Genomic DNA, 24,459 nt, shown 5'->3' with positions numbered 1-24,459 from the left:
TTACCCTCGGTGCTGCCGGGCCAGGTTGAACATCAGGGAGCGGCGCTCGTGTATCAGCCTCAACTCGATCTCGGCGACCAGTTCGGCAGGGGCGTTGCGCTGCTCCAGCTCCTCCAGCGTCAGAACGATCGCATGGTTGACGGCCTGGGCAACCGGCAGTCGAAGGCGTTCGACCGCATAGGACGCCGCGTCATCGTAGATGGCGACGATCCATTCTTGAAACTGGTACAGCGCTTCGGGTGTGCCAGAAAGATTTCGCCACATGAGTGACCTATAGATATAGTATATATGATAGGGTTCTTGTAAAATAGTATTTAAAATATTGACATTTTTGTGAATGCGACAATCCGACGCATATAATAAGGGTTGAATATTTATGATTTGGAGACCGGTTGGTTATCTTATCGAGGATTCGACCGCTTGCTTTTCCGCTCGTCGACGCACGTGCAGGGCCCTTGCGCAGACGCGCGCTTAAGGCAAAGAAACGGCATTTCGCACTCCGGAGCGGCGCATGCTTGACGCGACTGACTTGAGGATACTGAGGGCTCTTCAACGCGATCCGGAAGGGTCGGTGGAAAGCATCGGGCGTGCGGCCGGGCTCAGCCATACGCCGTGCTGGCGGCGTATCCGCCGGATGCAGGCCGAGGGCGTCATCGGCGACCGCCGATATCGCATCAACGAGCGTGCCGTAGGCCTTCTCGTCACGGTACTGACCATGGTCAAGCTGGGGCGCCAGGACGAAGACAGCCTGGAGGCTTTCGAGCAGGCCGCCAATGCCATGCCCGAAATCATGGAATGCTACCTCGTCACCGGCCGCTACGACTTCGTGCTGACGATCCTGACCCGCGATACGGAAAGTTTCGAGACGCTGGTCAAGACGAAGCTGTCTCGCCTGCCCCATGTGGCGGAACTCAATTCCACCGTCGTGCTGCGCAAGTCGAAGAGCGGATCGCCTTTGCCCCTTTGAGGGGGCGCATCCTCAAAATCTGTCTGAAAGGGCGGCGCGCATCCTTCATACGGCCATCCGCCTACAAAAATCAGCAAAGGTTCTCATCTTCCATAGGGTTAGAATGCCTTCAAAGAGCGGAGAATAACTCCGCCGCAAAAGGCATCGTGGGAGGTACCGGATGGCCAGCGACGAACTCGACCGCAAATATTCCGCGCACGAGGGACGCGTCTTCATGAGCGGCACGCAGGCGCTCGTGCGTCTGCCGATGGTCCAGATGCGGCGCGACCGCGAAGCGGGCCTGAACACGGGCGCCTTCATATCCGGCTACCGCGGCTCGCCGCTCGGCGGCTACGACCAGCACCTCATGAAGGCGCGTCGCGAGCTGGAGGCCGAAGGGATCGTCTTCAGGCCCGGCGTGAACGAAGATCTTGCGGCCACGGCCGTATGGGGATCGCAGCAGGCGTCTGTGTCGCCCGGCTTCCGCAAGGATGGCGTCGTAGGCATCTGGTACGGCAAGGGGCCGGGCGTCGACCGTTCGGGCGATGTGTTCAAGCACGCCAACGCCGCCGGTTCGTCGCGACATGGCGGTGTTCTGGCCATTGCCGGTGACGACCACGGCGCCAAATCCTCCACCGTTCCGCACCAGTCCGACCATGCCTTCATGGCGGCGGTCATGCCGATGCTCTATCCGTCCTCGATCCACGAATTCGTGGAATTCGGCCTCGCCGGAATTGCCATGTCGCGCTATTCCGGCTGCTGGGTCGGCATGAAAGTGATCGCCGACACGGTCGAGACGACCGCTTCGGTGGACCTGTCGGGCGAGGGGCGCATCTTCGTCGAGCCAGGCGATTTCCAGTTGCCCGCCGATGGATTGAACCTGCGTGTCCCCGATGATCGATGGGCACAGGACAACCGGCTCCAGACATACAAGGCCTATGCCGCCATCGCCTTCGCACGGGCCAATCGCCTGGACCGCGTCACGCTGGATTCCACCGACGCGCGATTGGGCATCATCGCCTCGGGCAAGGCCTACGAAGACGTCCGGCAGGCTCTCAAGGAATTGGGGATCGACGAGGAGACCGCCCATCGCGCGCGCCTGCGCCTGTACAAGGTGGGCATGCCGTGGCCGCTGGAGCCCGAGGGCGTGCGCGAGTTTTCGGTGGGGCTGGAGGAAATCCTGGTCGTCGAGGAACGGCGCGAGATCATCGAAAACCAGATCAAGCAGCAATTGTTCAACTGGCGGCCCGACGTGCGCCCCCGCATCATCGGCAAGTTCGACCACAAGGACAGGCCGGTCCTGTCGCTGGCGGAAGAGCTGAGCGTTGCCACGGCGGCCATCACCATCGGCGAGCATATCCTGGCGATGGGGCATGTCGACCCCGATCACCGCGCCTATATCGAGGCGCGCGTCGCTCATTTCCGCCGGCGGCGGGATGCCGGAAAACAGGCCGTGGCGCCTGTCGCGCGCATTCCCTTCTACTGCTCGGGCTGCCCGCACAACTCCTCGACGAAGGTTCCCGAAGGTTCGCGCGGGATGGCGGGCATCGGCTGCCATTTCATGGTGACGTGGATGGGCCGTTCCAGCGAGACATTCTCGCAGATGGGCGGCGAAGGCGTGGCGTGGGCGGGCATCGCGCCCTTCACCGACGAGAAGCATGTTTTCGTCAACCTCGGCGACGGAACCTACTTCCATTCCGGCATCCTGGCGATCCGGCAGTCCGTGGCGGCCGGGGTCAACGCAACCTACAAGATCCTCTTCAACGACGCCGTCGCCATGACCGGCGGCCAGAAGGTGGACGGCCATCTCGACCCGGTCCAGATAACCCACCAGCTCGAGCAGGAGGGCGTGTCGCCGATCTATCTCGTTTCCGAGACGCCGGATCGTTACGCGCCGGCGCAGTTGCCGCATGGCGCGATGATCCGCCCGCGCGACGCGGTGGAAGCCATCATGCGGGAAATCCGCGAAGCACCGGGCGTGTCGGCCATCGTCTACGACCAGACCTGCGCGGCAGAAAAGCGCCGCCGGCGCAAGCGCGGGCTGATGCCGGAACCCAACAGGCGCGTCGCCATCAACCCCGCCGTCTGCGAAGGCTGCGGCGATTGCTCCGTGCAGTCGAACTGCATCTCCGTCGAGCCGCTGGAAACCGAACTCGGCCGCAAGCGGCGTATCAACCAAAGCGCATGCAACAAGGACTTCTCCTGCCTCAAGGGCTTCTGCCCGTCATTCGTGACGCTGGAGGGGGCCGAGCCGCGCCGCCGCGCCGCCCTCGGCGGACCGGACCTGTCATCCGTTCCGGAGCCCTCCGTGCCCAATCTGGACGACGTCTGGAACATCGCCATCACCGGCGTCGGCGGCACCGGCGTGCTGACCATCGGTGCGATCCTGGGCATGGCCGCGCATCTGGACGGAAAGGCGCCGATGCTGCTGGACATGGCCGGCCTGGCGCAAAAGGGCGGCGCCGTGCTCAGCCATGTGCGCCTGGGGCGCCGGGCGGAAGACGTGACATGCCCGCGCATCGTCAGCGGCAGCACCGATCTTCTGATAGCTGCCGACGATGTGGTCGCGGCCTCCAAGGAAAGCGTGAACCTTCTATCCGGAGAGCGAACGCGCGCCGTCGTCAACACGCATCTGACGCCCGTCGCGCAGTTCGTCCGCGACCCCGACTTCGACTTCCGGCGCACGCTGGTTTCCGGCACCATCCGCAAATCGGTCTTGCCGGACAGCTATTTCGAGAATTTCACCGAGATGGCGGAAAACGTGGCCGGCGATGCCATCGCCACCAATATCATGATGCTCGGATATGCCTGGCAGAAGGGCCTGGTGCCACTGTCCGGCGACGCGATCCTGGAAGCGATCCGCATCAATGGCGTTGCCGTGAAGGCCAATCTCGACGCGTTCGGATGGGGCCGTCTCGCGGCCGCGGCGCCGCAGCGCATCGCGGCATTGACCGGCGATGGCCAGTCGCCCGCCGAAACCCTTGCCGACATGTCCACCGAGCGGCTGATAGAGCATCGCGCCGCAATGCTGGCCGCCTACCAGGATGCAGCGCTTGCCGGACGTTACCGCAACTTGGTCGAACGTGCGCAAGCGGTGGATGCGTCGGTGGGCGCGCATGGCAAGCTGGTGCGCGCCGTTGCGCATAATTACGCGAAGGTGCTTGCCTACAAGGACGAATACGAGGTTGCCCGGCTGTTCACCGACGGGCGCTTCGCAGACAGCCTGAAACGCGATTTTACCGGCGTGAAGCGGATGACCTTCCACATGGCGCCGCCCTTCCTGTCCGGCACCGATGCCAATGGCCGTCCGCGCAAGCGCAGCTTCGGACCCTGGATCCTGCCGGTTATGCGGTTGCTGGCCAAGGGCAAGCGCCTGCGGGGCAGCGCCCTGGACCCATTCGGCTATGGAGCGGAGCGCCGGGCGGAGCGGGCGGCGATCGCCGCTTACGAAGCCGATTGCGAAACGGTGTTTCAGCGTCTGGAAGCCGGCAATCTGGGCATCGCGGTCGAGCTCTTGAGCCTGCCGGACAGCGTCCGCGGCTTCGGCCCGGTCAAGGCCGCCAGTGCCGAGGCCGCCGCCGCGCGGCGCGCCAACCTGACGCAGACGCTGCTGGAAGTGCGCCAAACGGACACGCAACGCCTGACGGAGCCGGCCGAGTAATGGAGGCGGAAAGCCGCCTTCCGCGCCCTAATCCTGCCGGCACACCTTGGCCAGCAACTGCCGAAGCGCCTTCTCCTCGCTCGGATGCAGGGGAGCCAGAAAGCTCTCCTCGCTTTCGGCGACGGCCGACCTGACCTGGGGCAGCAGCGCCTTGCCCGCTTCGCTGAGCGACAGCCAATGTGCGCGGCGGTCGAGCTGGTCGCCGGTGCGCTCGACAAGCCCGCGCTCCACCATCCGGTCGATCAGGCGCGAAACGCCGCCACGGCTCATCGCCAACCGTTCGGCCAGCGTGCTCGGCATCATGCGTTCGGTGCCCGACAGCTCGCTGAGGACGAGCCATTCGCCGGAACTCACGCCAAATCGATCGAAGCGCCGCGTCAGTACGCGCACCATGCGATCGGCAGCCCGCAGGAGCTGACGGCTGACACCATCCTGTATTGCTGTGTCGGAGCGCGTATCGTCTGCGACCAAGGGCGTCTGGCCTCCATTTTCGGCCTGTAGCGGCCACCCCGAGGATGCCTGCGTATACGGGCCGGACCCAAGATAACCTTTAGGTGTAGTTACCTGCTCAACAAGGTGCAGAAGTGGCGTGCTGTTGCCTGTCTTCGGCGGGTCGCTTCGCCGGTGTCCGCATTGCGGGCGCATGACTGTCGTGGGTGCTCCGGTTCGCATCCGGGTCACCTGCGATGGGCGGAGGTGGGGTCGGCGCCGCGGTCCGCTCCGCCTGCACGCGCCCGCCTTCATCTTCGCCGGTCGGGCCGACGCGGCCGGGGGCAGTGTCAGTATCCGAACCGCGCGCGGGCGCGGTTTCAGACCCGGGTTCCGACAGGTCCACGCATCCCGTACGCTGTGTGGCATCCTGCGCCTGAGCCCAGCCGCCGGTGACCGTCAGGATGGACATTGCAAGTAACGCCGATAAGCGGTTCATCCGATGTCTCCAGTCGGCAAGGCAATTGCAACGGAAACGAAGGCGCCTATGCCTTCGTTCCGCTGGCCTGACGCCGACGTGCCGCGACCGGTGCAGGCCCGAGAACGCAAGGCTGGGCCTCTTCGACTAGTCTGCCCGTCCGGCAAGCATCTCCTCCTGCGGGAGCTGGCGTGAGGCATCCAGCCGGCGCGCCACCTGCTCGATGAACTTCGCTGCCGCCACCGGCAATGTCCGCCCGCGTAGCTGACCCAGAACCAGCGGACCGTGGGTCGGGTCCGCATCCGCCACGGGAATGGAAATCAGCCCCGGCTCCAGCCACGAAACCTCCGACCCGATCTCGATCTGAAACGTCACCACCTGCCCGGACCGTGCGAGATTGCGCAGCATCTCGAAGGAATCGGATTCGAACTCGATCGACAGCGAGAAGGAGCTCGTCGACAGGATCTCGTCCACGATGCGGCGGGAGCCGAAGGATCGGTCCGCGATGGCGATAGGATAGGGGGCACAATCGCGCAGCCGCAGGCTTGCGCGGCCGGCCAGGGGATGATCGGCCGCCATGATGGCGTGCAATCGCTGGCCGACGGTCACGATGGGTTGCAGCTCGGCGCTCCGGCGCGGCCGGAAGATCAGGGCGATCTCGGCTTCGTAGTCCACCAGCCGCTTCAGGGCCGCATCATGATCCACCACCGAAATCGCGAAACTCACATGCGGATATGACGTGCGGAAAGCGGCGATCTCTTGCGGCAGGAAATAGTTCACCAGCGCCTGGCTGCACGCGATGCGGATGTGGCCGCGCCGCAGCCCGCCCAGGCTTTCGATCTGCGAGCGCGTCCTGTCCAGTTCCACGCTCTGCTGGCGGACCCACCGGATGAAGGTTTCGCCGGCGGCCGTCAGGCGCACCCCCTGTGCCGACCGTTCGAAGATCGCCGCGCCGAGATCCTCTTCCACGTCCTGGATCCGTCGCTGCAGTGCCGATGGCGTGATGTTCAACTCCTCCGCCGCGCGCCGCAGCGATCCATGACGCGCCGCGAGGTCCACGTAAGTCCATATCCGCATGTGCCGCATTGGAAGAGTTCCTAAGGTGTATACTTTTTCGTATCGCAGGCGGCATCATTCAGCATTTCACGTATGCGCCCGGCAAGGGCTACCGTCGAATGGATCGATGGAGCAGCCACCCTTGTCCCACCCCACCGCAAAACCGGATGACATGGCATCCCACCGTCTCGGGCAGACGCCCGGGCAGGGATGGACCGTCACGGGCGACCGTATCTCCACGGTGCGAAGCGCTTCGACGCCGCGTCCCGTGCCGATCCAGGCGCGGCCCCGGACGGTGGAGATCGACCTGTCGCGCACGGCCCTCATTGCGGTCGACCTGCAGAACGACTTTCTGCACGATCGCGGCTGGTTCGGCCGGGCAGGGCGGAAGGGCAGGGCGCCGACCGCCGCTATCGACGGCTTTGCGGCGGCATGCCGCGCCGAAGGTTTGCCAATCATCTGGCTCAACTGGGGCCTGCCGCCACATGCCGGGCACCTGCCCGCCTCCACGCTGTTTCGGGGCAAGCCCCAGCCTGCGGCCACCGGCTATGGCGAAACGCCCGCCGGATCGGACCAGGGTGTGCTGCAAGCCGGATCGTGGGGCGCTGCACTGGCCGAGGGTTTGACGCGTGCACCATCCGATTTCGAGGTCTGGAAGCAGCGGTTCTCGGGTTTTCCCGATACCGAGCTGGACAGCCTGCTGCGCAACCTCCGCGTCGATACGCTGCTGTTCTGCGGCATCAACACCGACCGCTGCGTCTTCGAAACCCTCACCGACGCGGCGGCCAGGGGCTTCGATTGCATCCTGATCGAGGATCTCTGCGCCACCGTCTCACCGCCCGAGATCGAAGCCGCCGTGATCTGGCTCGTCCATACGCTGCACGGCTTCGTGGCGACGTCCGATGCCGTTCCGTTCGCCCATTCAACGCAACCCGCTCAAGGAAACCCCCACCCATGAAACGCGTGATTGCCGCACTTATGATGTCCGCCGCAGGCATCGGCTCCGCCGCCGCCGACACACCGGTCAAGCTCGTCCTGAACTGGAAGTATCAGGGGCCGCAGGCCTTGTTTTTCCTGGCTGAGGACAAGGGCTATTTCGACGAAGCCGGACTGGACGTGACCATCGACCAGGGCGAAGGCTCGGCCGCCTCGATCACCAAGGTGGCGACGGGCGCCTACGATGTGGGCTTCGGCGATATCAACGCCCTGATCGCCCTGGCCGCGACGCAGCCCGACGCGGCGCCCATCGGCGTCTACCAGATGTTCAACACACCGCCCTTCACCATTGCCGTGAAGGCCGACAGCGATATCCAGACACCGGCCGACCTTGCCGGCAAGACGCTGGGCGGCCCGGCCAGCGACGGCGCGCTGAAGCTGTTTCCGGCGTTTGCCAAGGCCGCCGACATCGATCCGACATCCGTGACGATCACCAACATGCAGCCCAACCTGCGCGAGCAGATGTTGATGAGCGGTCAGGTGGACGGGGTCTTCGGCTACGTCAACACCATCGCCTTCAGCGCCAAGGCAGCCGGCATCGACCCGCAAACGGACCTGCGCTTCATCTCCTATGGCGACCATGGCCTCGACCTCTATTCCAACGCGCTCGTCGCCTCGAAGGCCTTTGTCGCCGAGCATCCCGATGCCCTGAAGGCGCTTGTCGCCGCGCTCAACAGGGCCACCGTCGACATGATCGCCGATCCGGCCGGTTCCGTCGCCGCCGTGATGCAGCGGGAGCCGCTGCTGAACGAAGAGGTCGAGATCGAGCGGACAAAGGCAACGATCGCGGCCGAAATGAACCATCCGGAAATCGCCGAAACCGGCCTTGGCGCCATCGACCCGGATCGGATGCGGCGTGCCATCGACATCGTCGTCGAGGCGAACGAACTGCCGCGCACCCCGGCACTGGACGAGGTCTTCACCGACCGGTTCCTGCCACCCCTGAGCGAACGGCCGACCAAGGTCGTCGACTGAACATCCGGAAGGCAGACATTTCATGGAACTCGGATTGAAAGAGCGGGTAGCGGTCATCACCGGACCCGCCAAGGGCATGGGCGCGGCCGTCACGCGCGCCTTCGCTGAGGAAGGCTGCCGTCTGGTGCTGGCCGGCCGCGACACCGCCGCCATCGAACCCGTGGCGCAGGACATGCGCGAGCGCGGGGCGCAGGTTGTCGTCGTGCCCTGCGACGTCACCAGGCAGGCCGACTGCACGGCCCTGGCCGACGCGGCGCTGAAGGCGTTCGGACGGATCGACGTGCTGGTCAACGTGGCTGGGGGGTCGGGGCCCATCGGCAAGACCGGGTGGGAAACCAGCGAAGACGAGTTCAACGAAATCGTCACGCTGAACATGACGGGCTGCTTCAACACGATGCGCGCCGTCATGCCGGCGATGATCGAGCAGGGCGGCGGGCGCATCGTCAATGTGGGCGGAACGTTCGGCATGCGCGGGCGCGCCGGCCGGATGGCCTATTCCGCCTCGAAATGGGGCCTGCGCGGCATCACCAAATCCTTCGCGCTGGAGGCGGGGCCGCACAATGTGAACGTCAATTGCGTAGCGCCCGGCATGGTGGATGGACCACGCTTCCGCACCAAGGTGGTGCCCGAAATGGCAGCGCGGCTCGGCATCGGCGAGGACGAAGCCTTCCGTCGCCACGCGGAAGACTATGCGCTGCGCCGCGTTTCCACCGATGCCGATGTCGCGCATGCCTGCGTGTTCCTGGCCAGTGACGCCGCACGGCAGATCACCGGTGTCGACCTGCCGGTCGACGGCGGCTGGGCCATGCTCTGATCGAAGGACCAATTCCCATGACCGACCAAACCAGACCCTATGCCGACCTCGTCATCCATGGCGGCGTCATCGCCTCAGAGACGGGCACGCTCTCGGCTTCCCTGGCCATTGCCGACGGCGCCATCGTCGCCATCGGCGAGGCGGGCGCCATGCCCGCCGCCGGCACGACGATCGATGCCTCCGGACTGCATCTGCTGCCGGGCGCCATCGACGCCCATGTGCATTACCGCGAGCCCGGTTACACGCATAAGGAAGATTGGGGTACCGGCACGGCCGCGGCGGCCATGGGTGGCGTGACGACCGTTTTTGAGATGCCCAACGTCAACCCGCCGACGGCCACGCCCGAGGCGCTGGCGATGAAGCTCGACGCGGCACGCAAGGCGCATGTCGATTTCGGCCTCTATGGCCTTCTGGCGGAAGACAATATCGACCAGCTCGAAGCGTTGATCGACGGCGGCGTTGCGGCCTTCAAATGCTTCATGGGCAATACGTTCGGCAATCTGCCGTCGCCCTCCACCGGCGCGATGCTGGAAGGGTTCGAGATCCTGGCCCGGCACGGTCTGCGCTGTTCGCTGCATGCGGAGACCGCTTCCATCATGGCGTGGCGGCAGAAGAAGCTGCAGGCCGCCGGGCGCACGGATCCGCTTGCCCACCTGGCCTCACGCCCGGCCGTGGTGGCGACGGAGGCCGTCGCCCGTGCCGCCATCCTGGCCGAATGGACGGGCGCGCGCATCCATATCCTGCACATCTCGTCGGCCGACGAGCTGCGCCCGCTGCGCGAGGCGAAGGCGCGCGGCGTCGACATTACCGGGGAAACCTGCCCGCATTATCTGCTGTTCGACGAAGGCGCCTACGAAACGCTCGGCTCGATCATCCGCGTCAACCCACCGGTCCGCGAAGCGCATCACCAGGCCGCGCTCTGGGAAGCCTTGAAGGACGGCACGATCGACATGATCGCGACCGACCATGCGCCGCACGATCCCGAAGAGAAGCGCCGCGACGATATATGGACAGCCGATTGCGGCTTTCCGGGTGTGGAGACGCAGATGCAGCTCATGCTGACGCAAGTCCACAACGGGCGCCTGGCACTGGAAGATTATGTCCGCATGGCGGCCGGCGCGCCTGCACGGGCCTTCGGGCTGTTTCCGCGCAAGGGTGCGATCGCAGTCGGCGCCGATGCCGACATTGCCTTCGTGGATATGGAGCGCCGCCATGTGATCCGCGCCGCCGAACTGCATTCACGCGGCAAGATCACGCCCTTCGAGGGCATGGAGACGGTGGGCCTGCCCCTTCATACCATGGTGCGCGGACGCTTCGTGATGAAGGATCGCAGCCTTGTCGCCGATACGCGCGGCTGGGGAAGCTCGGTGCGCCGCGTGCAGCGGATGCCGGAACCGCAACCGTGCAATACCGATCAGACGATGGATGCCGTGACGCAGGCCGTGCCGCAGCGCCGCCCGCGCGCCGCCGCCTGACAGAGGAGAGAAGGGCATGCAGATGCTGAAGTCTCAAGCGACCAGGGACGCACGCCCGCTCAAGCCGGATGGCGGGGCGCCGTCACCGATGCCGCTGATCCAGTTCGACAAGGCCTCCCTTTCCTACGGCCGGGGCGACGAAGCGGTCGCCGCGCTGGCAGAAACGGATCTGAAGGTATTCTCGGGCGATTTCGTCGCCTTGGTCGGCCCATCCGGGTGCGGCAAATCCACCATCCTGAAGCTCGTTGCCGGCCTGATCCGGGCCTCGTCCGGCTATGTCTTCGTCGGTGGGCGCGAGGTGGGTGCAGAGGATGTGCGGATCGGCATGGCCTTTCAGAACCCGACCCTGCTGCCCTGGCTGTCGATCCGCGACAACGTCATGCTGCCGCTGAAGATCATCGCCGGCTTCCGTGAAGACTGGCGTGCGAAAAAGCGTGGCGAGTATCGCCAGCGCGCCGATGCCCTCCTGGAAAAGGTGGGCCTTGGCGGGTTCGGCGACCGGTTCCCGTGGCAATTGTCGGGCGGCATGCAGCAGCGTGCCTCGCTGTGCCGGGCTTTGATCCATGAGCCGACCCTTCTGCTCCTGGACGAGCCCTTCGGGGCGCTCGACCAGTTCACCCGCGAAGAGCTGTGGGAGACGCTGCAGAGCCTGTGGATGGAGACGCAGCCGACCGTGCTTCTGGTGACGCACGACCTGCGGGAAAGCGCGTTTCTTGCCAATCGCATCGTCGTCATGAGCGCCCGGCCGGGGCGGATCCTGGTGGACGAAACCGTGCCTTTCGCACGCCCCCGCACGATGGACACGATGGCCGAGCCGGCCTTCGTCACGCTCAATCACCGCCTGCGCAGCCTGATCGTCCAGGCGCGCTCGGACCAGAAGAAGGAAACGGTGCGATGAGCATTTCCAGGGAACGTCTCGGATCTCTCCTGGTGATCCTGGGTTTCTTCGCGACATGGGAACTCGCCTGCCTGGCGTTTTCCATCAGCCCGCTGGTACTGCCGCGCCCAAGCGAAATCCTGACCGTACTGGTGACCCGCTGGCCGGCCCTGATGCCCCATACGATACAGACGCTGTACACGACGCTGGTCGGCTTCGCCCTCGGCGTATCGGTGGGCATCATGATCGGCATGCTGATCGGCTCTTCCCGCTTCGCCTACAAGGTCGCCTTTCCCCTGCTGGTCGGTTTTTCGTCCATCCCCAAGGTCGCCGTGGTGCCCATCCTCGTCCTGTGGTTCGGGGCAGGGACGGTGCCGGCCATCATCACCGCCATGATCATCTCGATCTTCCCGGTGGTGGTGAATGTCGCGACCGGCCTTGCCACGACCGAGCCGGAGCTGGAGGACGTGCTGAAGACGTGGAAGGCCAGCAAGATGGACATTCTTTTCAATGTCGGCCTGCCGCGCACGATGCCCTATCTGTTCGCCTCTTTGAAGGTGGCCGTCACGCTGGCCTTCGTCGGCACGGTGATCGCCGAGACGGTCGCCTCGAACCGCGGTATCGGCAACATGATGCTGATCGCTTCCTCCAACTTCAACGTGCCGCTGGTGTTCGCCGGGCTGTTCATACTGGCTGGCCTTGGGGTAACGCTCTATGCCGTCTTCTCGCTGATCGAAAAGCGCGTGACGGGCTGGGCAAACCGCAAGACGGAATTCGCCATGGGTTGAGCGTCGAACCGCTCCACCCCTCCCTTTTCCCGATCAGGATATACCCCCTTGTCTGCTACCCGTCCCGCGGCGCGCCTTCACCGCGTGTCCGCCCGTGCGCCCGACGATGTCGAGGGTCTGGAACGTCTCGTTACGCAAGGCGCGCTCGATCCGTCGGCCATCGTCGCCATCCTCGGCAAGACCGAGGGCAACGGCTGCGTCAACGATTTCACCCGTGGCTTCGCAACGCGCGCCTTGAAGGATTTTCTTCTCCGGCACATCGGAGCGGCCGAGGCGCGGGACGTCCTCATGGTGATGTCCGGCGGAACCGAAGGTGCGCTCAGCCCCCACTGGCTGGTCTTCGAGCGCATCGAGATGGCCGGAGAGCCTGTCCATGACGGCGCGTCGGCGGCGCTGGCGCTGGGCGCGGCGCGCACATGCGACCTCCGGCCGGAGGAGATCGGCACAATGGCGCAGGCGCGCATCGTCCGCGACGGTGTCCTGAGCGCCATGGCCGATGCCGGCATCAATGGGCCGGACGATGTCCATTTCGTGCAGATCAAATGCCCGTTGCTGACATCGGCGCGTATTGCCGAGGCCGCGGCGCGGGGCGAGGCGTGCGCGGCGTCCGATACGTTGAAATCCATGGGGCTTTCACGCGGCGCCAGCGCACTCGGTGTTGCGATGGCGTTGAAGGAAATCGATGAGGACGCCGTCACCGACGGTGCCATCGGCAAGGACATGTCCCTGTTTTCCGGCCGGGCCAGCACGTCGGCCGGCGTGGAACTTCTCGGCCACGAAATCCTGGTCATGGGGATGAGCAGCGCCTGGGCCGGCCCGCTTGCCATCGGCCACGCCGTCATGGCGGACATGATCGACGGGCAGTCCGTCGCGGCGGTCTTTGCCGGCCTCGGCATACCGGGGCACGCCCGTTTCGAGGCGCTGCTCGCCAAGGCGGAAGCGGCCCGCTCGGGCATGGTACGCGGCGCACGGCACACGATGAACGACGACAGCGACATATCGGCGACGCGCCATGCCCGTGCCTTCGTCGGCGGCGTGCTCGCGGGCCTTGCCGGCACCACCGAGCTGTTCGTATCAGGCGGCGCAGAGCACCAGGGCCCCGACGGTGGCGGCCCGGTCGCCGTCATCGCCCGCCGTTCGGGCGTTTGAAACACGAAATGGAGCAAGACATGAGCGATATTGCAATCGAGATCGACGGCCAGCTCTTCAAGGGTCGTTTCGAAACGGAGGCGGCACCGGCTACGGTGGCGGCTTTCCGCTCCCTTCTGCCGTACGAAAAGCAGATCATCCATGTGCGGTGGAGCGGAGAGGCCTGCTGGATACCGCTGGGCGATTTCGATTTCGGCCTTGGCTACGAAAACGCCACGAGCCATCCGGCGCCGGGCCAGTTCATCCTGTATCCCGGCGGCGTATCGGAAACCGAGATCCTGGTGGCCTATGGGCCGGTGGCTTTCGCTTCGAAGGCCGGTCCGCTGGCCGGCAACCATTTCCTGACAATCACCGAAGGTCTCGACCGTTTGGCCGAGATCGGCCGTGGAACCCTTTGGACGGGCGCAAAGGCGATCGCATTTCGCTGATGCCCTCCTGGCGAGCGAACCAACACGTCGACGGATCGTTATAGGGTTTTCGCGCGCGCAGCCGACGTTACGCTCGGCTGCCGCATATCAAAGGCCACAATACGATGAGCGATCCTACTCGACCAAGGCCAACAGTTGTTGACGCGGCTCATGCTTCCCCGTCCGTCGTCGACGATGCACATACGATTTTGATAAACAAAGTGTCCTGGGGGGCGATCTTCTCCGGTGTCGCCCTCGCCTTGATCGTTCAGGTATTGCTGACGATGCTGGGGGTCGGTATCGGCGTAGCCACGCTGGACCCCGGAACGGGCGATAACCCCGCAGCCTCGACCTTCTCTATCGCTGCCGGGATCTGGTACGTCGTCTCCGGCCTGATTGCGGCATTTGCCGGGGGGTACGTTTCTGCTCGAATGTCCGGCAAGACCGTCCCGACGTCAGGTGCCCTCCATGGGCTCACCACCTGGGCGGTAACCACGCTCCTCGTGTTGTACTTCCTGACAAGCTCGGTCGGGGCCCTCGTCGGAGGCGTGTTCAGCGGTGTGTCGAGCGCCATCGGCGGCGTCGGTTCGACGATCGCGCAGACTGCCGGTCCTGCACTCCAGGACGCGAACCCCCTCGACGCCATCGAAGGGCAGGTTGCTGCAACCGGTACGGATCCCGAGGCCCTGCAGGCCAACGCAGTCAATGCGCTGCGCGCTCTTGCAACCAGCGGACCCGATGGGGCCGATCAAGCGCGTCAGGAAGCAGCCGAGGCGCTTGCTCAAGCGCGTTCCATACCTCTCGACCAGGCTCAGCAGCAGGTTGCCGACATCGAGCAGCGGTATCGCGACGCGGTAGCAAGGGCCCAGCAAACCGCCACCGAAGCTGCGGACGCCGCTGCGAGCGGCGTGGCAACCGGAGCGATCCTGGCCTTTGTCGCCCTGGTGCTCGGGGCCGGCGCCGGCTGGCTCGGCGGCCGGTCGGGGGTTGTCCATCCCGTCTATGCCGACAGGGTGATACCCACCCGTCGCCAACCCTGATCGATGGGTGAGTTGCAGCCTGCATGTCTGCCCGGCGCAGGCATGCAGGCCTGCCGCTTCAGGCTTCCTGGCTCTTGCGGATGAAGCTGAATTTGCCTTGGGGCTCCAGGATGCCCCAGGCCACTTCCTCCATCGACGCTATACCGGCTTGTCGCATCTCGCTTTCAACCTCCGCCCGGGTCACCCTGTCCCGGCGGAGGTTGTCCTCGATCAGCGATCCATCCCGGATGACGATGCGCGGCTCTCCGTCCAGGAGCTTTTCGGCGCGTGGAAACAGATACGTCACCCAACTCAACACCAGGCCCCAGAAGGCAAAGGTGACGATGGCCAGCATTGCGCCGGTCAGGCTGAAGTCGTTGTGCGTCACCCCCTGCTGGATCAGGTCACCCATGACGACGAGGACGACGAACTCGAACGGCGTCATTTGCCCCAGTTCCCGCTTGCCGAGCAGGCGCAGCAGCAGGAACAGGATTGCGAACATCACTGTCGCACGCAGGACGATATCCATTACGGCCACACCCTTAATTGAAGCGGCTGGCGAAGAAGCTCGCTTGGCCCGTCGAAGAGGGTTACGTCACCGGATGCTCCCCACATCAGATCGGGGTTGATCTGGAAATCCGCCTTCAGATGCAGGGCTTCGCCGGCACCAAGCGGGCCATAGGAGTAGCGGAATCCGCCGTCGCCATACGTCTCGTCCGCAGCCGCCGGAACCATGCTGTTCTGCGTCTGACGACGCCAGAGCCCCGGCTCCACCGCAAGGACGACATCTGCGATATCGCGTTTGGCCGAAACATCGATCGTGACCTCGAAGAACATGCCGTTCCTGACGATCGACGGAGCACTGATGGTCATTTCCGCGGCGGGACCATCGATGCGATCGGGCGGCGGCATCCGCCCACCCATCCATCCGAACAGCGCCAGTCCAAGGAAGGTGGCCAGCAACACGATCGAAATCGGACTCGCGTGACGGTGCAATACGCTTCGGGGGCGAGCGTGCCCGGAATGCAGTCCATCTGGAAAATCCACCATGCAGGGTTCCCAACATTCGGCTGGAAGACATGTATCGCCGGCTTGCTCTCAGTTGTGAGGTAGGTTTGCGGGTGCAGCGAGCAATCCCGCCGGGGTCCATTTCGGTAACGCTGCCGTCCCTCCGGGGGGGGCGTCCGACCCGCAACGGTTTTAATTTTCATGGATGGCTTCAGAGGCGAATTTTCTTTGCCTGCAATCCGTCCTGCAGTCTGGCAGAACCGGTCGGAAGCCAACGGTCCGGACCATGTTCCAAGATCCTGATACTGCCCGTACGCACATAAGCGCCTTGACCAACGCAGCTATCATTCGGATGCGGGAAGCTTTCGGTGCCGGCATCGGCGCCGGAATCGGCATTCTGGCGGCCGCCTGTGTCGCCTTCGCGATCTCGCGCGACTTATGGCTTACGGTCTATCTGATCGCTCCCTTCGGGGCGACGGCCGTCCTTGTCTTCGCGGTTCCCAGTAGTCCGCTTGCGCAGCCCTGGCCGGCCATCGCCGGCAACACGATATCGGCGGTCGCTGCCATCCTGGTGTGCAGGCTGATGCCGAACGCCTGGTTCGCAGCCCCGTTGGCAGTGGGCCTTGCCATCGTCGCCATGGCCTTGGCGAAGGCAACTCACCCACCGGGCGGGGCCGTCGCAATGACGGTCGTCCTGAACTACCGGAACATCGAAGCTTTAGGCTTCAGCTTCGCACTGTTTCCAACTGCCTCGGGAACGGCGGTTCTGGTGATCTGGGCGCTGCTGTGGGCGCGCGCGACCGGTCGGCACTACCCACTCAGGCCATTTGCCGGCAACGGCATCCGGGGAACGGCCGATGCGGCGGCCGTCGAGCGCCTCGGTCTCAGCGAGCGGGAGCTTGCAGATATTCTCGAAAGCTATCGGCGAACATTGAATCTGGGCGTCGAGGATTTGGCCAGGCTGATCGGAGCGGCGGAGCTGAGGGCCGCCGGCAACCGCGCCGGTGCCACCCGAATCGGCGAGATCATGTCGAAGGACCTCGTCACCATCTCTCCGCGCACGCCCCTCAGCGAGGCGGCAGGCCTGTTTATACGTCACGGCTTCACGTCCCTGCCCGTTGTCGGACAGGATGGCGAGTTTCTCGGCATCCTTTTTCACCTGCATATCCTGCAAGCCCGCTACCCCGACCGGCCCCTGCGCAAATGGCTGGACATCCGGGACTGGAAGTCGAACAAGCGTAGAGCTCGCGAACCCGTGGCAGCCGACGTGATGGCTGTTTCCACCCCGGTCGTTGCACCGGACAGTGGGGTATCGGCTGCTATCCCCCAACTTGCCACAAGGGGCGTCGACGCGCTTCCGGTGATCCTGGACGGTCGGATCGTAGGTATCGTTACGCAAACAGACCTGATCGCCGCCCTCTCGCGCAGGCTCCTTGACGGTGCGCCGGGCGGTAAAACCGCCGGCCGGCGCCCCATGGATCCGGATGGAACCGACTAAGGGTGCGATCGGCAGTCTTGGAACCTTAGGCCGTCGACGCGGCCCCGGCGTTCAGGGGCGCTTTCGTCAGCGTGCAAGCCGCAGGAGATGCTGGTCCCAGGCGACGGGGCTCGTCGTGTCCGCCAGCGTTCCGTCATAGGTGGAAACCGCGATCCCTGCCGCCGACGCGGCCACCCCTGCCGCGTCGCGGACGGCGCGTTCCGACAGCAGCCTTCCGTCCCGCGCATCCAGGATAAGCAGGCTGCCCCTCGGCGATGAAAGGCCAACCAGTCCGTCCGCTGCGTTGATGGCGATGGCGCCCACGTAATGGCCCATCCGCTCCGTGACATCCGTTGGCAGCGTCACATATGTCGGGTCGTCGCCCGGCGAGAAATAGCCGGCAAGCGGCGGGGTCTCGTTGCGCGATCCCTCGAACTGGCAGGCGAACCAGATGCGGCCGCCGTCTCCAAAGGCAAGATGGCGCGTCGATAGCTGCGCCAGCGCCGGGGGAAGCCTGTGCCGTTGTACCAGCGCGCCGCTGCGTGCATCCAGAAGCACCAGCGATGGCTGCATCGTGTCGAGGTTGAGTTTGGTGCGCCCGAAATCCGGATGGGTTTGGATGCCGCCATTGGCGATCGCCAGGAAGCGGCCGTCCGGGCTGACGCCGATATCGTGGGTGCCGATGCCGTGCGCGTCGAACTCCGCGATGCGGCGGAACGAAGATGTCGCGTCATACAGGCCGATAACCCCGCGCCCCGCCTCGAAATCGTTTTCGCTTGCAAAGAGGATGCGCCCATCGGCCGAGAACTCGCCATGCCCGAAGAAGTGCCGGTCCTCGGGCGTGGCGATTACGACCGGCTCACACGCGGCATCCTTGTCGAAGATCACCGCGAAGGTGCCCGGCCGTCGCGCAAACGCCACCATCCGGCCGGTCGCCCGGCATGCGGCCATGCCGTGGGCGCGATCCGGCAGCCGGGCCCTGTCCACGATCTCGCCCCGCTCCGTGATGGTTGCAACCCCGAAGCTGCCGTCCGGCGCGCGGAACGCCGAGGCGAAGACGGCATCGGTGCGCGCCAGCGCCAGCGCGGCGCGTGGCCTGAGGGCCATCAGGAAGCCGGCACCCGCAGCGCCCATGAAGGCGCGCCTGTCGAGGAGCGGGCCGCCGGCCACCGGCGTCAGTCTCCATCCTGGAAGGAGAAGCCGGCGGACAGGCCGATGGCACCCCCCAGTTCGTCGTTGAACCGCAGGATGAGATCCTTGCCGGCCACCAGCAGATATTCCATCTGCCCGCGTCCCTTTGCATCGGCCATCAGCGCCTCGATGTCCGGGTTGGCGGCATTGGAGACACGCTCCATGTTGGCCATCAGAAAGTGGATGCTGTCGACCGTGCCCAGTTGGTCCTTGCCCAGAAGCGCACCCATGCCCGATGCATCGAACAGGGTGCGCAGCCCGTCGATGTTGCCGGAGATCATTGTGAAGGTGCTGCCGCTGCGCCAGAACAGGGCCTGCCGTGGGAACGTCGCCTTGTCGGCACCCTTGTAGAAGCCTTCGACGCGCTGGTCGCGCATGGCTTCGGCGCCATGCACGAGCAAGCCGAGCAGTCCGGTTGCCGCTTCCTCGACGCTGCGGAACTGGGGGTTCTGCGCGCCCGGCCGCGTCCAGACCGCCGCGATGCCATCCGGTGCGGCCCAGGCCTCGTCCAACTGCCGGGCGATCTCGTCGACATTGTCGGCAACAGCGACGCCGTAGCGGCAGCGATAAGGTTCGGCCTGCGATGCGAGGCCTTCCGAGCCGGTGCCGAACAGGACGAACTCCAGCGCGCCCAGCCCCTGTACGGCAACGCTCCTGCCTTCGAGGGCGCCGGCCTCCAGCACGGACGCATCCTGTTCGGCAAGAAGTGCCTGCACCTGCCGCAGGCCCAGGCCCTTGCGGTCGGGATAATAGAGTATCCGCTCGAACCGGTTGTCCTGCAGGACGGGCCCCGCCCGGACGATCTCGATGCGGGCCCATTGCGCGGCCGTCGCCTTGAAGGCGCCGCGCGCAGAATCGAGCGTTGCGGCGGATGGCGCGTCGCACAGCGCGCGCAGGTCGTCGCCGAGCCGCCGCGTGCTGTCGGAAAAGGCCGCGTAACCCGGCCGTATCGCCCCGTCGACCGCCTTTTCCATGATGGCGACGACCTCGGCCGGAACAAGCGGCGGCGGCGGGGCGCTCGCCCCCTCCTGGGCATTGGCGGTCGTCGACAGCAGGGCCAGCAGCGCAAAGGCGTGAAGAAGGCGCATCAGAGAGACTCCAGAAAGCGCAGAAGGGCGGCACGATCGTCGGATGGCATGGCGGCGAAGGCGTCTCTGGCGGTGGCGGCCTCGCCCCCGTGCCACAGGATCGCCTCGGTCAGGTTGCGGGCCCGCCCGTCATGCAGGAAGAAGCTATGGCCGCTGACCGTTTCGGTGAGGCCGATGCCCCATAAGGGCGGCGTGCGCCATTCCTGGCCACTCGCCATGCCCACCTGTTGCCCGTCCGCAAGGCCATCGCCCATGTCGTGCAGCAGGAAGTCGGAGTAGGGCCAGATGAGCTGGAATGCCTGCGCCTTGTTGTCGGCCTGCCGACTGGTGACGAATTTCGGGACATGGCAGGCCGGACATCCGGCGTCATAGAACATCTGCTTGCCCCGCAGGACGGCCGGGTCGTCGACATCGCGGCGGCGCGGCACGGCAAGGTTCTTGGAATAGAAGGTCACCAGATCCATGACGGGATCGGGCGCTTCCGTATCCCCCAGGCGCGGCTGGACGCCATCCGGCATCGCGATGCAGGCCGGCTGGCGCTCGGTACAGTCGCCGTGGCTGCGTGGCACATCCGGCGTCGATATGCCGATATCGCCGGCAAAGGCGCTGGCCGTCTGGTCGCGGATAGAGCCGTTCTGCGCCTTCCATCCGAAGCGCCCCAGCACGATCTCTTCGCTGCGGTGGTCGCGGACGATGGCGGGCCGGCCCGAGATGCCGTCGCCATCGGCATCGTCGGGATCGGCGTGGGCCAGGATGTCGCCCGCCGCTATGGCCTCGATCAGCCCCATGCCGATCATCGGATTGGCGATGCGCGGCGACAGTGTCGTGCCTTCGTCGAGCGGCCCGTAGGCCAGGCCGGCGATGGAATAGGCGGGCCGGCGCAGCGAGGCGGTTTCGCCGTCGGGAAAGCGGAACGGCTCCTCTTCATAGGAGACCTGCATGTTGCCTTCCGCCGGCAGGCCGGGCACGGCGAACTCCTGTAACTGCTCGCCGTAGATGGGATCCTGAATGTTGAGGCGCCGGTACTCGGCGACATCCTGCCGTTCCTGCGGGGTGCGCGGCGGTCCGGCGAGGCGCAGGAACATCGACAGCGTTTCGCCGCCCTCGGGCGGCTTGCCGCGCCCATCCTTGAGATGGCAGCTCTGGCAGGAGCGCGCGTTGAAGAAGGGCCCGAGCCCGTCCGATGCCTGCGTGGAGGAGGGGGCCGACACCCAGAATTTGCGGAACAGCGCGTTGCCGAGCTTGAACTGCTCCTCTTCCTCGAAGGTGATGTTGGTGGAGAAATGCGAGAAGGAGTCGGCATTGACCGGCGCCGTCGTCGTGCCGGCCCCACCCGACATCGCCTCGAACCGCTCCGGCTTGGTGAAATCCGTCGTCGGGCGGGTTACCGCCTGGATGCGCGCCTTGTCCTTTGCGGAGACGTCGCTCCGCTCGGGAAACAGGGGTGCGCCCGGCCGTGCAGGCGCGGCTGCGGCCAGCACCAGCCAGGCGGCGAAAGGGCAGGCGACAAGGGCGACGATACGGCGCATGGCGATGGCTGGCGACCGTTCGGGGCCTGTGGCCTATTCGAAGACCGCGTCCGGATTGTCGAGGCTGTCCGATCCTTCGATCTCGACCTGGCCAAGATCGACGGCGGCCACGACACGCTCGATGCTGCGGGTCTGGTCGATCAGCCCGTCGATGGCCGCCTGCACGGCCGCGTTGCCGGTTTCGTTGCCCTCGCCGATCATCTGGTCATAGGCTTCACCGCCCTCGGCCCGCGCTGCCATGGCGTTCATGGCCGCCAGCGTGACGTCGAGCTTGCCGCGCATCTCCGTGTCCAAGACCGGGTCCTTCGCCGCGACGAGGTCGGAGATCGACGGACCGGTCATCTCCGTTCCGTCCACGCGGGTATAGCGGCCGGTATAGGCCGACGCGATGCCGATGGCGTCGTTGAGATGCGAGGCGTGGGTATTGTCGGAGAAGCAGTCATGCTCTTCTTCCGGATCGTGCAGGATCAGGCCGAGCTTCATCCGCTCGCCGGCCAGTTCGCCATAGGATAGAGAGCCCATGCCGGTCAGGGCCGCGCGCAGCCCGACCTTCGGGTCTGCCACGACGACGCTTTCCGCCGCGCCGCCCGGCTGCCAGTCGGCCACCATCTCTTCCAGGTCGGCCACCAGCAGCTCCGTCGCGGCCTTCAGATAGGCAGCGCGCCGGTCGCAATTGCCATGGGTGCAATTGGCCGTGTCGTAATCGGTGTAGGGGCGGTTGCCGGCGCCGGGGCCGGTTCCGTTCAGATCCTGCCCCCACAGCAGAAACTCGATCGCGTGATAGCCGGTGGCGACATTGGCCTCCACTTCGCCTGCTTCCTGCAGGCCGGAGATGGTTTCCGGCGTCAGGCTGCTCATGTCCAGCGTCTCGCCGTTGATCGTCGCGGACGGGTTGGCGATGACGTCGGCGACGTAATAGGGGTTGCTGTCGCTTTCGGTACCGTAGGCAGGGTCGACATAGTCGATCAGCCCTTCATCTAGGGGCCACGCATTCACCCGGCCTTCCCATGCATCCACCACGGGATTGCCGAAGCGGTACACCTCGGATTGCTGATACGGGATGCGGGAAGCCTTCCAGGCGCTGCGCGCCGCATCCAGCGTTTCCTGAGAGGGTTTGGCGATCAGCGCGTCGACCGCGGCGTCGAGCGCCTTGGCGGTGGCGAGCGAGTCCTCGTACTTGGCAAGGGCCATGTCGGCGTAATGCCGCACGACGGCCTGCGGCTCGGGCGCCGCGGCGCCGGATTGGGTCGCGAATGCCATGATGCAGAGCGCCGAAACAGCGGACAAGGAATGTTTGCGTGCCAATGCCGCCTCCTCACGAAAACGCCCGGGATCGCGGGCGCCGGAGCTTTGCTAATGGCGCAATCACAAACTTGTGTCAATTCATCATAAATATAGAACTATTCCAGAATCGACATGGGGACCGGTTCAGCGAAACCGGGCCGCTTGAAACGCCTTGAGCCGCGCGATCGTGTCGGCGTCGATGGGGGGAGGCTGCGTCACTTCGATCCAGGCATCGATGTAATGTTCCGGCGCGTAGAGATGGCCGTATCCGATGGGGGCCGTCGTCGCCAGCATCATGTCGGCTGCCAGTTGCAGGCCGGTGACGATGGGAAACCAGCGCAGCGCCGGGCTGACATCCGGTCCGCGCGGCGCCTTCATCCAGTCGGGCTCGCGGTAGAAGCTGGACGGCTCGAAGAAGGTGACGGGATCGCTCGCATATTGCAGGTAGACGATGCGGATGGGGCCCCACGGCGCGCTGGCGGCATCGAGATTGTTTCGCTGCGCGGTGAAGCGGATGATCGATCCGTCGCGGAAGCGCGGCAGCCATTCGGGCGTGCCCGGCACGCGTGCATCCGTCGCCATCCGCCAGGTACGGCTGGTGAAGGGCGGGCCGGACCAGAGAGCGCCGTCGAAGGGATCGGCGACCACTTCATAGAGGTCGGTCGACAGTTCGGAGTTCATCGCCCCGAGGCTGAGGCCATAAAGGTAGAGGCGCGGCCGTTCTCCGGGCGGCAGGCCCGTCCAATGCGCATAGACCTTCTGGAACAGGGCCCGGCCTGCCTCGGCGCCGTAGCCGGGCTCCACCATCAGCGACAGCCAGCTCGTGAGATAGGAATATTGCAGGGCGACGGAGGCGATGTCGCCCCGATGCAGATATTCCAGCGTGTCGGCGCCGGCCGGGTCGATCCAGCCGGTGCCGGTGGGCACGATCACCACGAGCGCCGACCGCTCGAAGGCGCCGACGCGCAGCATCTCCTGCAGGGCAAGGGTTGCGCGCTCCTCGACGGTCTCGCGTGAGTTCAAGCCCACATAGACGCGGATGGGGTCTTGCGCCGGCGCGCCGAAGAAATCGCCGATCTCGGCCGCCCGTGGCCCGCTTGCGATATATTCGCGGCCGCGCGCGCCGAGGCTTTCCCACGACACGAGCGACTGGGCGCTGCCGGTGCGGAAAGGGTCGTCCGGTGGGGCGCTTTCGGCATCGATATGGGAATCCAGCTCGCGGAACGAGCTGTCGGCAAGACGCAGCGCCTGATGGAAGATGACCCCGTTGAAAACGTACCAGAAGGCGAAGACCGTCAGGCCTGTGGCCAGCACCTGGGCGACCCTCGGTGGCAACAGCCGCTTCAGCCGGCCCCGCAGCAGCCGCATGACGACGCCGAACAGGCGCGCCAGCGCAAGCAGCGCAAGGAAGACGAGCAACCCCACCGCCCCGACCTGCAGCGGATGCGCGGTGTCGAGCGGCTCCAGCCCCATCACCTGGCGAACCGAATTCTGCCATTCGGCGGCTTTCCAAAGCGTCAGCGCGACGGCCGGCAGGGCCAGCACGCCTCCGGCGATGCGAAGCGCCCGGGCGCGCCTGTGCTCCGGCTCCGGCAGTTGCAGGTAGGCCCAGAGCCAGTGGATGAAGACACCCACGGCATAACCGGCAGCGAAGGAGGCGCCCGACAGGGCCCCCTGCACGAGCGGTCCGCGCGGCAGGAGGCTCGGTGTCAGGGATGCGGCGAAGAACAGGAGGCCGAGCACGATTCCAGGCATGGAAAGGCCCAGCGTTCGCCAGCGCCACCGGGATTGCTCGCTGTGAACCGCCATGCA

The 24,459-nt window shown here is 65.5% G+C and carries 22 protein-coding genes; 12 read left to right on the top strand and 10 right to left on the bottom strand.

Translation table 11 applies throughout. The annotated features are described in order from the left end of the window. Positions 1 to 264, bottom strand: coding sequence for a hypothetical protein (locus AUL31_RS17505; protein WP_060609483.1), 264 nt, complete (start codon positions 262 to 264; stop codon positions 1 to 3). A 247-nt stretch (positions 265 to 511) separates the two neighbouring features. On the opposite strand from AUL31_RS17505, the gene AUL31_RS17500 reads away from it, so the two are divergent. Both AUL31_RS17500 and AUL31_RS17495 read left to right on the top strand, forming a co-directional pair. Continuing rightward, on the top strand, positions 512 to 967 hold the full coding sequence (locus tag AUL31_RS17500; RefSeq protein ID WP_039194614.1) for an Lrp/AsnC family transcriptional regulator: 456 nt from the start codon (positions 512 to 514) through the stop codon (positions 965 to 967). A gap of 160 nt (positions 968 to 1,127) precedes the next feature. After that, positions 1,128 to 4,607 (top strand): indolepyruvate ferredoxin oxidoreductase family protein, encoded by a 3,480-nt coding sequence (locus tag AUL31_RS17495; protein WP_060609477.1) that lies wholly within the window; start codon positions 1,128 to 1,130, stop codon positions 4,605 to 4,607. Between the two features lie 27 nt (positions 4,608 to 4,634). Here AUL31_RS17495 and AUL31_RS20555 read toward each other — a convergent pair whose 3' ends face one another. Further along, the gene (locus AUL31_RS20555; RefSeq protein WP_060609471.1) at positions 4,635 to 5,078 is read right to left on the bottom strand and encodes a MarR family winged helix-turn-helix transcriptional regulator; all 444 of its coding nucleotides are present in this window, start codon (positions 5,076 to 5,078) and stop codon (positions 4,635 to 4,637) included. A 583-nt stretch (positions 5,079 to 5,661) separates the two neighbouring features. Beyond that, positions 5,662 to 6,573: a LysR family transcriptional regulator gene (locus tag AUL31_RS17485; RefSeq protein WP_159439814.1), complete on the bottom strand. Its 912-nt coding sequence runs from the start codon at positions 6,571 to 6,573 to the stop codon at positions 5,662 to 5,664. 169 nt (positions 6,574 to 6,742) lie between these two features. Between AUL31_RS17485 and AUL31_RS17480 the strand changes: the two genes are divergently transcribed. The 9 genes from AUL31_RS17480 (at position 6,743) to AUL31_RS17440 (ending at position 15,091) form a co-directional block, all read left to right on the top strand. Further along, positions 6,743 to 7,528, top strand: coding sequence for a cysteine hydrolase family protein (locus AUL31_RS17480; RefSeq protein WP_060609468.1), 786 nt, complete (start codon positions 6,743 to 6,745; stop codon positions 7,526 to 7,528). Beyond that, positions 7,525 to 8,541: an ABC transporter substrate-binding protein gene (locus tag AUL31_RS17475; protein ID WP_060609465.1), complete on the top strand. Its 1,017-nt coding sequence runs from the start codon at positions 7,525 to 7,527 to the stop codon at positions 8,539 to 8,541. Before AUL31_RS17480 ends, AUL31_RS17475 begins: the two co-directional genes overlap by 4 nt. Before the next feature lie 22 nt (positions 8,542 to 8,563). Further along, on the top strand, positions 8,564 to 9,355 hold the full coding sequence (locus tag AUL31_RS17470) for an SDR family NAD(P)-dependent oxidoreductase (protein WP_060609462.1): 792 nt from the start codon (positions 8,564 to 8,566) through the stop codon (positions 9,353 to 9,355). Between the two features lie 17 nt (positions 9,356 to 9,372). Beyond that, positions 9,373 to 10,830, top strand: a complete 1,458-nt coding sequence (allB, locus tag AUL31_RS17465; protein ID WP_060609459.1) for an allantoinase AllB — start codon at positions 9,373 to 9,375, stop codon at positions 10,828 to 10,830. 16 nt (positions 10,831 to 10,846) lie between these two features. After that, entirely contained in the window at positions 10,847 to 11,728 is an 882-nt protein-coding gene (locus tag AUL31_RS17460; RefSeq protein ID WP_082647000.1) for an ABC transporter ATP-binding protein, read from the top strand. Next, positions 11,725 to 12,495 carry an ABC transporter permease gene (locus tag AUL31_RS17455; protein WP_060609456.1) on the top strand — a complete coding sequence of 257 codons (771 nt, stop codon included), beginning with the start codon at positions 11,725 to 11,727 and terminating at the stop codon, positions 12,493 to 12,495. Before AUL31_RS17460 ends, AUL31_RS17455 begins: the two co-directional genes overlap by 4 nt. Positions 12,496 to 12,543: 48 nt before the next feature. Continuing rightward, positions 12,544 to 13,644 carry a cyanuric acid amidohydrolase gene (gene atzD / locus AUL31_RS17450; RefSeq protein WP_060609453.1) on the top strand — a complete coding sequence of 367 codons (1,101 nt, stop codon included), beginning with the start codon at positions 12,544 to 12,546 and terminating at the stop codon, positions 13,642 to 13,644. Positions 13,645 to 13,664: 20 nt separating this feature from the next. Next, entirely contained in the window at positions 13,665 to 14,072 is a 408-nt protein-coding gene (locus tag AUL31_RS17445) for a DUF3830 family protein (protein WP_060609527.1), read from the top strand. A gap of 104 nt (positions 14,073 to 14,176) precedes the next feature. Further along, on the top strand, positions 14,177 to 15,091 hold the full coding sequence (locus AUL31_RS17440) for a hypothetical protein (protein WP_060609450.1): 915 nt from the start codon (positions 14,177 to 14,179) through the stop codon (positions 15,089 to 15,091). Positions 15,092 to 15,149: 58 nt separating this feature from the next. Here AUL31_RS17440 and AUL31_RS17435 read toward each other — a convergent pair whose 3' ends face one another. Further along, entirely contained in the window at positions 15,150 to 15,599 is a 450-nt protein-coding gene (locus tag AUL31_RS17435) for a DUF421 domain-containing protein (RefSeq protein ID WP_060609448.1), read from the bottom strand. Next, the gene (locus AUL31_RS17430; RefSeq protein ID WP_143190281.1) at positions 15,599 to 16,120 is read right to left on the bottom strand and encodes a hypothetical protein; all 522 of its coding nucleotides are present in this window, start codon (positions 16,118 to 16,120) and stop codon (positions 15,599 to 15,601) included. The genes AUL31_RS17435 and AUL31_RS17430 overlap by 1 nt, the downstream gene beginning before the upstream one ends. A gap of 163 nt (positions 16,121 to 16,283) precedes the next feature. Here AUL31_RS17430 and AUL31_RS17425 point away from each other — a divergent pair, with 163 nt between their 5' ends. Further along, positions 16,284 to 17,576, top strand: a complete 1,293-nt coding sequence (locus AUL31_RS17425; RefSeq protein WP_244489450.1) for an HPP family protein — start codon at positions 16,284 to 16,286, stop codon at positions 17,574 to 17,576. Between the two features lie 66 nt (positions 17,577 to 17,642). Here the strand turns inward: AUL31_RS17425 and AUL31_RS17420 are convergent, their stop codons facing one another. The 5 genes from AUL31_RS17420 to AUL31_RS17400 all read right to left on the bottom strand — a co-directional run bounded on the left by AUL31_RS17420 (position 17,643) and on the right by AUL31_RS17400 (position 24,456). Further along, complete coding sequence (locus tag AUL31_RS17420) at positions 17,643 to 18,689, bottom strand: DUF1513 domain-containing protein (RefSeq protein WP_060609524.1); 1,047 nt, start codon at positions 18,687 to 18,689, stop codon at positions 17,643 to 17,645. Between the two features lie 41 nt (positions 18,690 to 18,730). Next, complete coding sequence (locus tag AUL31_RS17415) at positions 18,731 to 19,834, bottom strand: imelysin family protein (protein WP_060609443.1); 1,104 nt, start codon at positions 19,832 to 19,834, stop codon at positions 18,731 to 18,733. Further along, the gene (locus AUL31_RS17410; protein ID WP_060609440.1) at positions 19,834 to 21,363 is read right to left on the bottom strand and encodes a di-heme oxidoreductase family protein; all 1,530 of its coding nucleotides are present in this window, start codon (positions 21,361 to 21,363) and stop codon (positions 19,834 to 19,836) included. The genes AUL31_RS17415 and AUL31_RS17410 overlap by 1 nt, the downstream gene beginning before the upstream one ends. Before the next feature lie 33 nt (positions 21,364 to 21,396). Further along, on the bottom strand, positions 21,397 to 22,623 hold the full coding sequence (locus AUL31_RS17405; RefSeq protein ID WP_060609521.1) for an imelysin family protein: 1,227 nt from the start codon (positions 22,621 to 22,623) through the stop codon (positions 21,397 to 21,399). A 168-nt stretch (positions 22,624 to 22,791) separates the two neighbouring features. After that, positions 22,792 to 24,456 carry an alpha/beta hydrolase gene (locus tag AUL31_RS17400; protein ID WP_060609437.1) on the bottom strand — a complete coding sequence of 555 codons (1,665 nt, stop codon included), beginning with the start codon at positions 24,454 to 24,456 and terminating at the stop codon, positions 22,792 to 22,794. Positions 24,457 to 24,459: the final 3 nt, after the last annotated feature.

The organism is Aureimonas altamirensis (assembly GCF_001463885.1).
GTDB lineage: Bacteria > Pseudomonadota > Alphaproteobacteria > Rhizobiales > Rhizobiaceae > Aureimonas > Aureimonas altamirensis.
The sequence above is the reverse complement of the archived record's forward strand: the minus strand, read 5'-3'. Positions and strand labels throughout refer to the sequence as shown.

Excerpts from the sequence above, each read along its gene's own strand:
- AUL31_RS17505 (WP_060609483.1), bottom strand. The coding sequence starts at position 264 with ATGTGGCGAAATCTTTCTGGCACACCCGAAGCGCTGTACCAGTTTCAA.
- AUL31_RS17500 (WP_039194614.1), top strand. The coding sequence starts at position 512 with ATGCTTGACGCGACTGACTTGAGGATACTGAGGGCTCTTCAACGCGAT.
- AUL31_RS17495 (WP_060609477.1), top strand. The coding sequence starts at position 1,128 with ATGGCCAGCGACGAACTCGACCGCAAATATTCCGCGCACGAGGGACGC.
- AUL31_RS17480 (WP_060609468.1), top strand. The coding sequence starts at position 6,743 with ATGGCATCCCACCGTCTCGGGCAGACGCCCGGGCAGGGATGGACCGTC.
- AUL31_RS17475 (WP_060609465.1), top strand. The coding sequence starts at position 7,525 with ATGAAACGCGTGATTGCCGCACTTATGATGTCCGCCGCAGGCATCGGC.
- AUL31_RS17470 (WP_060609462.1), top strand. The coding sequence starts at position 8,564 with ATGGAACTCGGATTGAAAGAGCGGGTAGCGGTCATCACCGGACCCGCC.
- allB (WP_060609459.1), top strand. The coding sequence starts at position 9,373 with ATGACCGACCAAACCAGACCCTATGCCGACCTCGTCATCCATGGCGGC.
- AUL31_RS17460 (WP_082647000.1), top strand. The coding sequence starts at position 10,847 with ATGCAGATGCTGAAGTCTCAAGCGACCAGGGACGCACGCCCGCTCAAG.
- AUL31_RS17455 (WP_060609456.1), top strand. The coding sequence starts at position 11,725 with ATGAGCATTTCCAGGGAACGTCTCGGATCTCTCCTGGTGATCCTGGGT.
- AUL31_RS17445 (WP_060609527.1), top strand. The coding sequence starts at position 13,665 with ATGAGCGATATTGCAATCGAGATCGACGGCCAGCTCTTCAAGGGTCGT.
- AUL31_RS17440 (WP_060609450.1), top strand. The coding sequence starts at position 14,177 with ATGAGCGATCCTACTCGACCAAGGCCAACAGTTGTTGACGCGGCTCAT.
- AUL31_RS17435 (WP_060609448.1), bottom strand. The coding sequence starts at position 15,599 with ATGGATATCGTCCTGCGTGCGACAGTGATGTTCGCAATCCTGTTCCTG.
- AUL31_RS17430 (WP_143190281.1), bottom strand. The coding sequence starts at position 16,120 with ATGGTGGATTTTCCAGATGGACTGCATTCCGGGCACGCTCGCCCCCGA.
- AUL31_RS17425 (WP_244489450.1), top strand. The coding sequence starts at position 16,284 with ATGGCTTCAGAGGCGAATTTTCTTTGCCTGCAATCCGTCCTGCAGTCT.
- AUL31_RS17420 (WP_060609524.1), bottom strand. The coding sequence starts at position 18,689 with ATGGGCGCTGCGGGTGCCGGCTTCCTGATGGCCCTCAGGCCACGCGCC.
- AUL31_RS17415 (WP_060609443.1), bottom strand. The coding sequence starts at position 19,834 with ATGCGCCTTCTTCACGCCTTTGCGCTGCTGGCCCTGCTGTCGACGACC.
- AUL31_RS17410 (WP_060609440.1), bottom strand. The coding sequence starts at position 21,363 with ATGCGCCGTATCGTCGCCCTTGTCGCCTGCCCTTTCGCCGCCTGGCTG.
- AUL31_RS17405 (WP_060609521.1), bottom strand. The coding sequence starts at position 22,623 with ATGGCATTCGCGACCCAATCCGGCGCCGCGGCGCCCGAGCCGCAGGCC.
- AUL31_RS17400 (WP_060609437.1), bottom strand. The coding sequence starts at position 24,456 with ATGGCGGTTCACAGCGAGCAATCCCGGTGGCGCTGGCGAACGCTGGGC.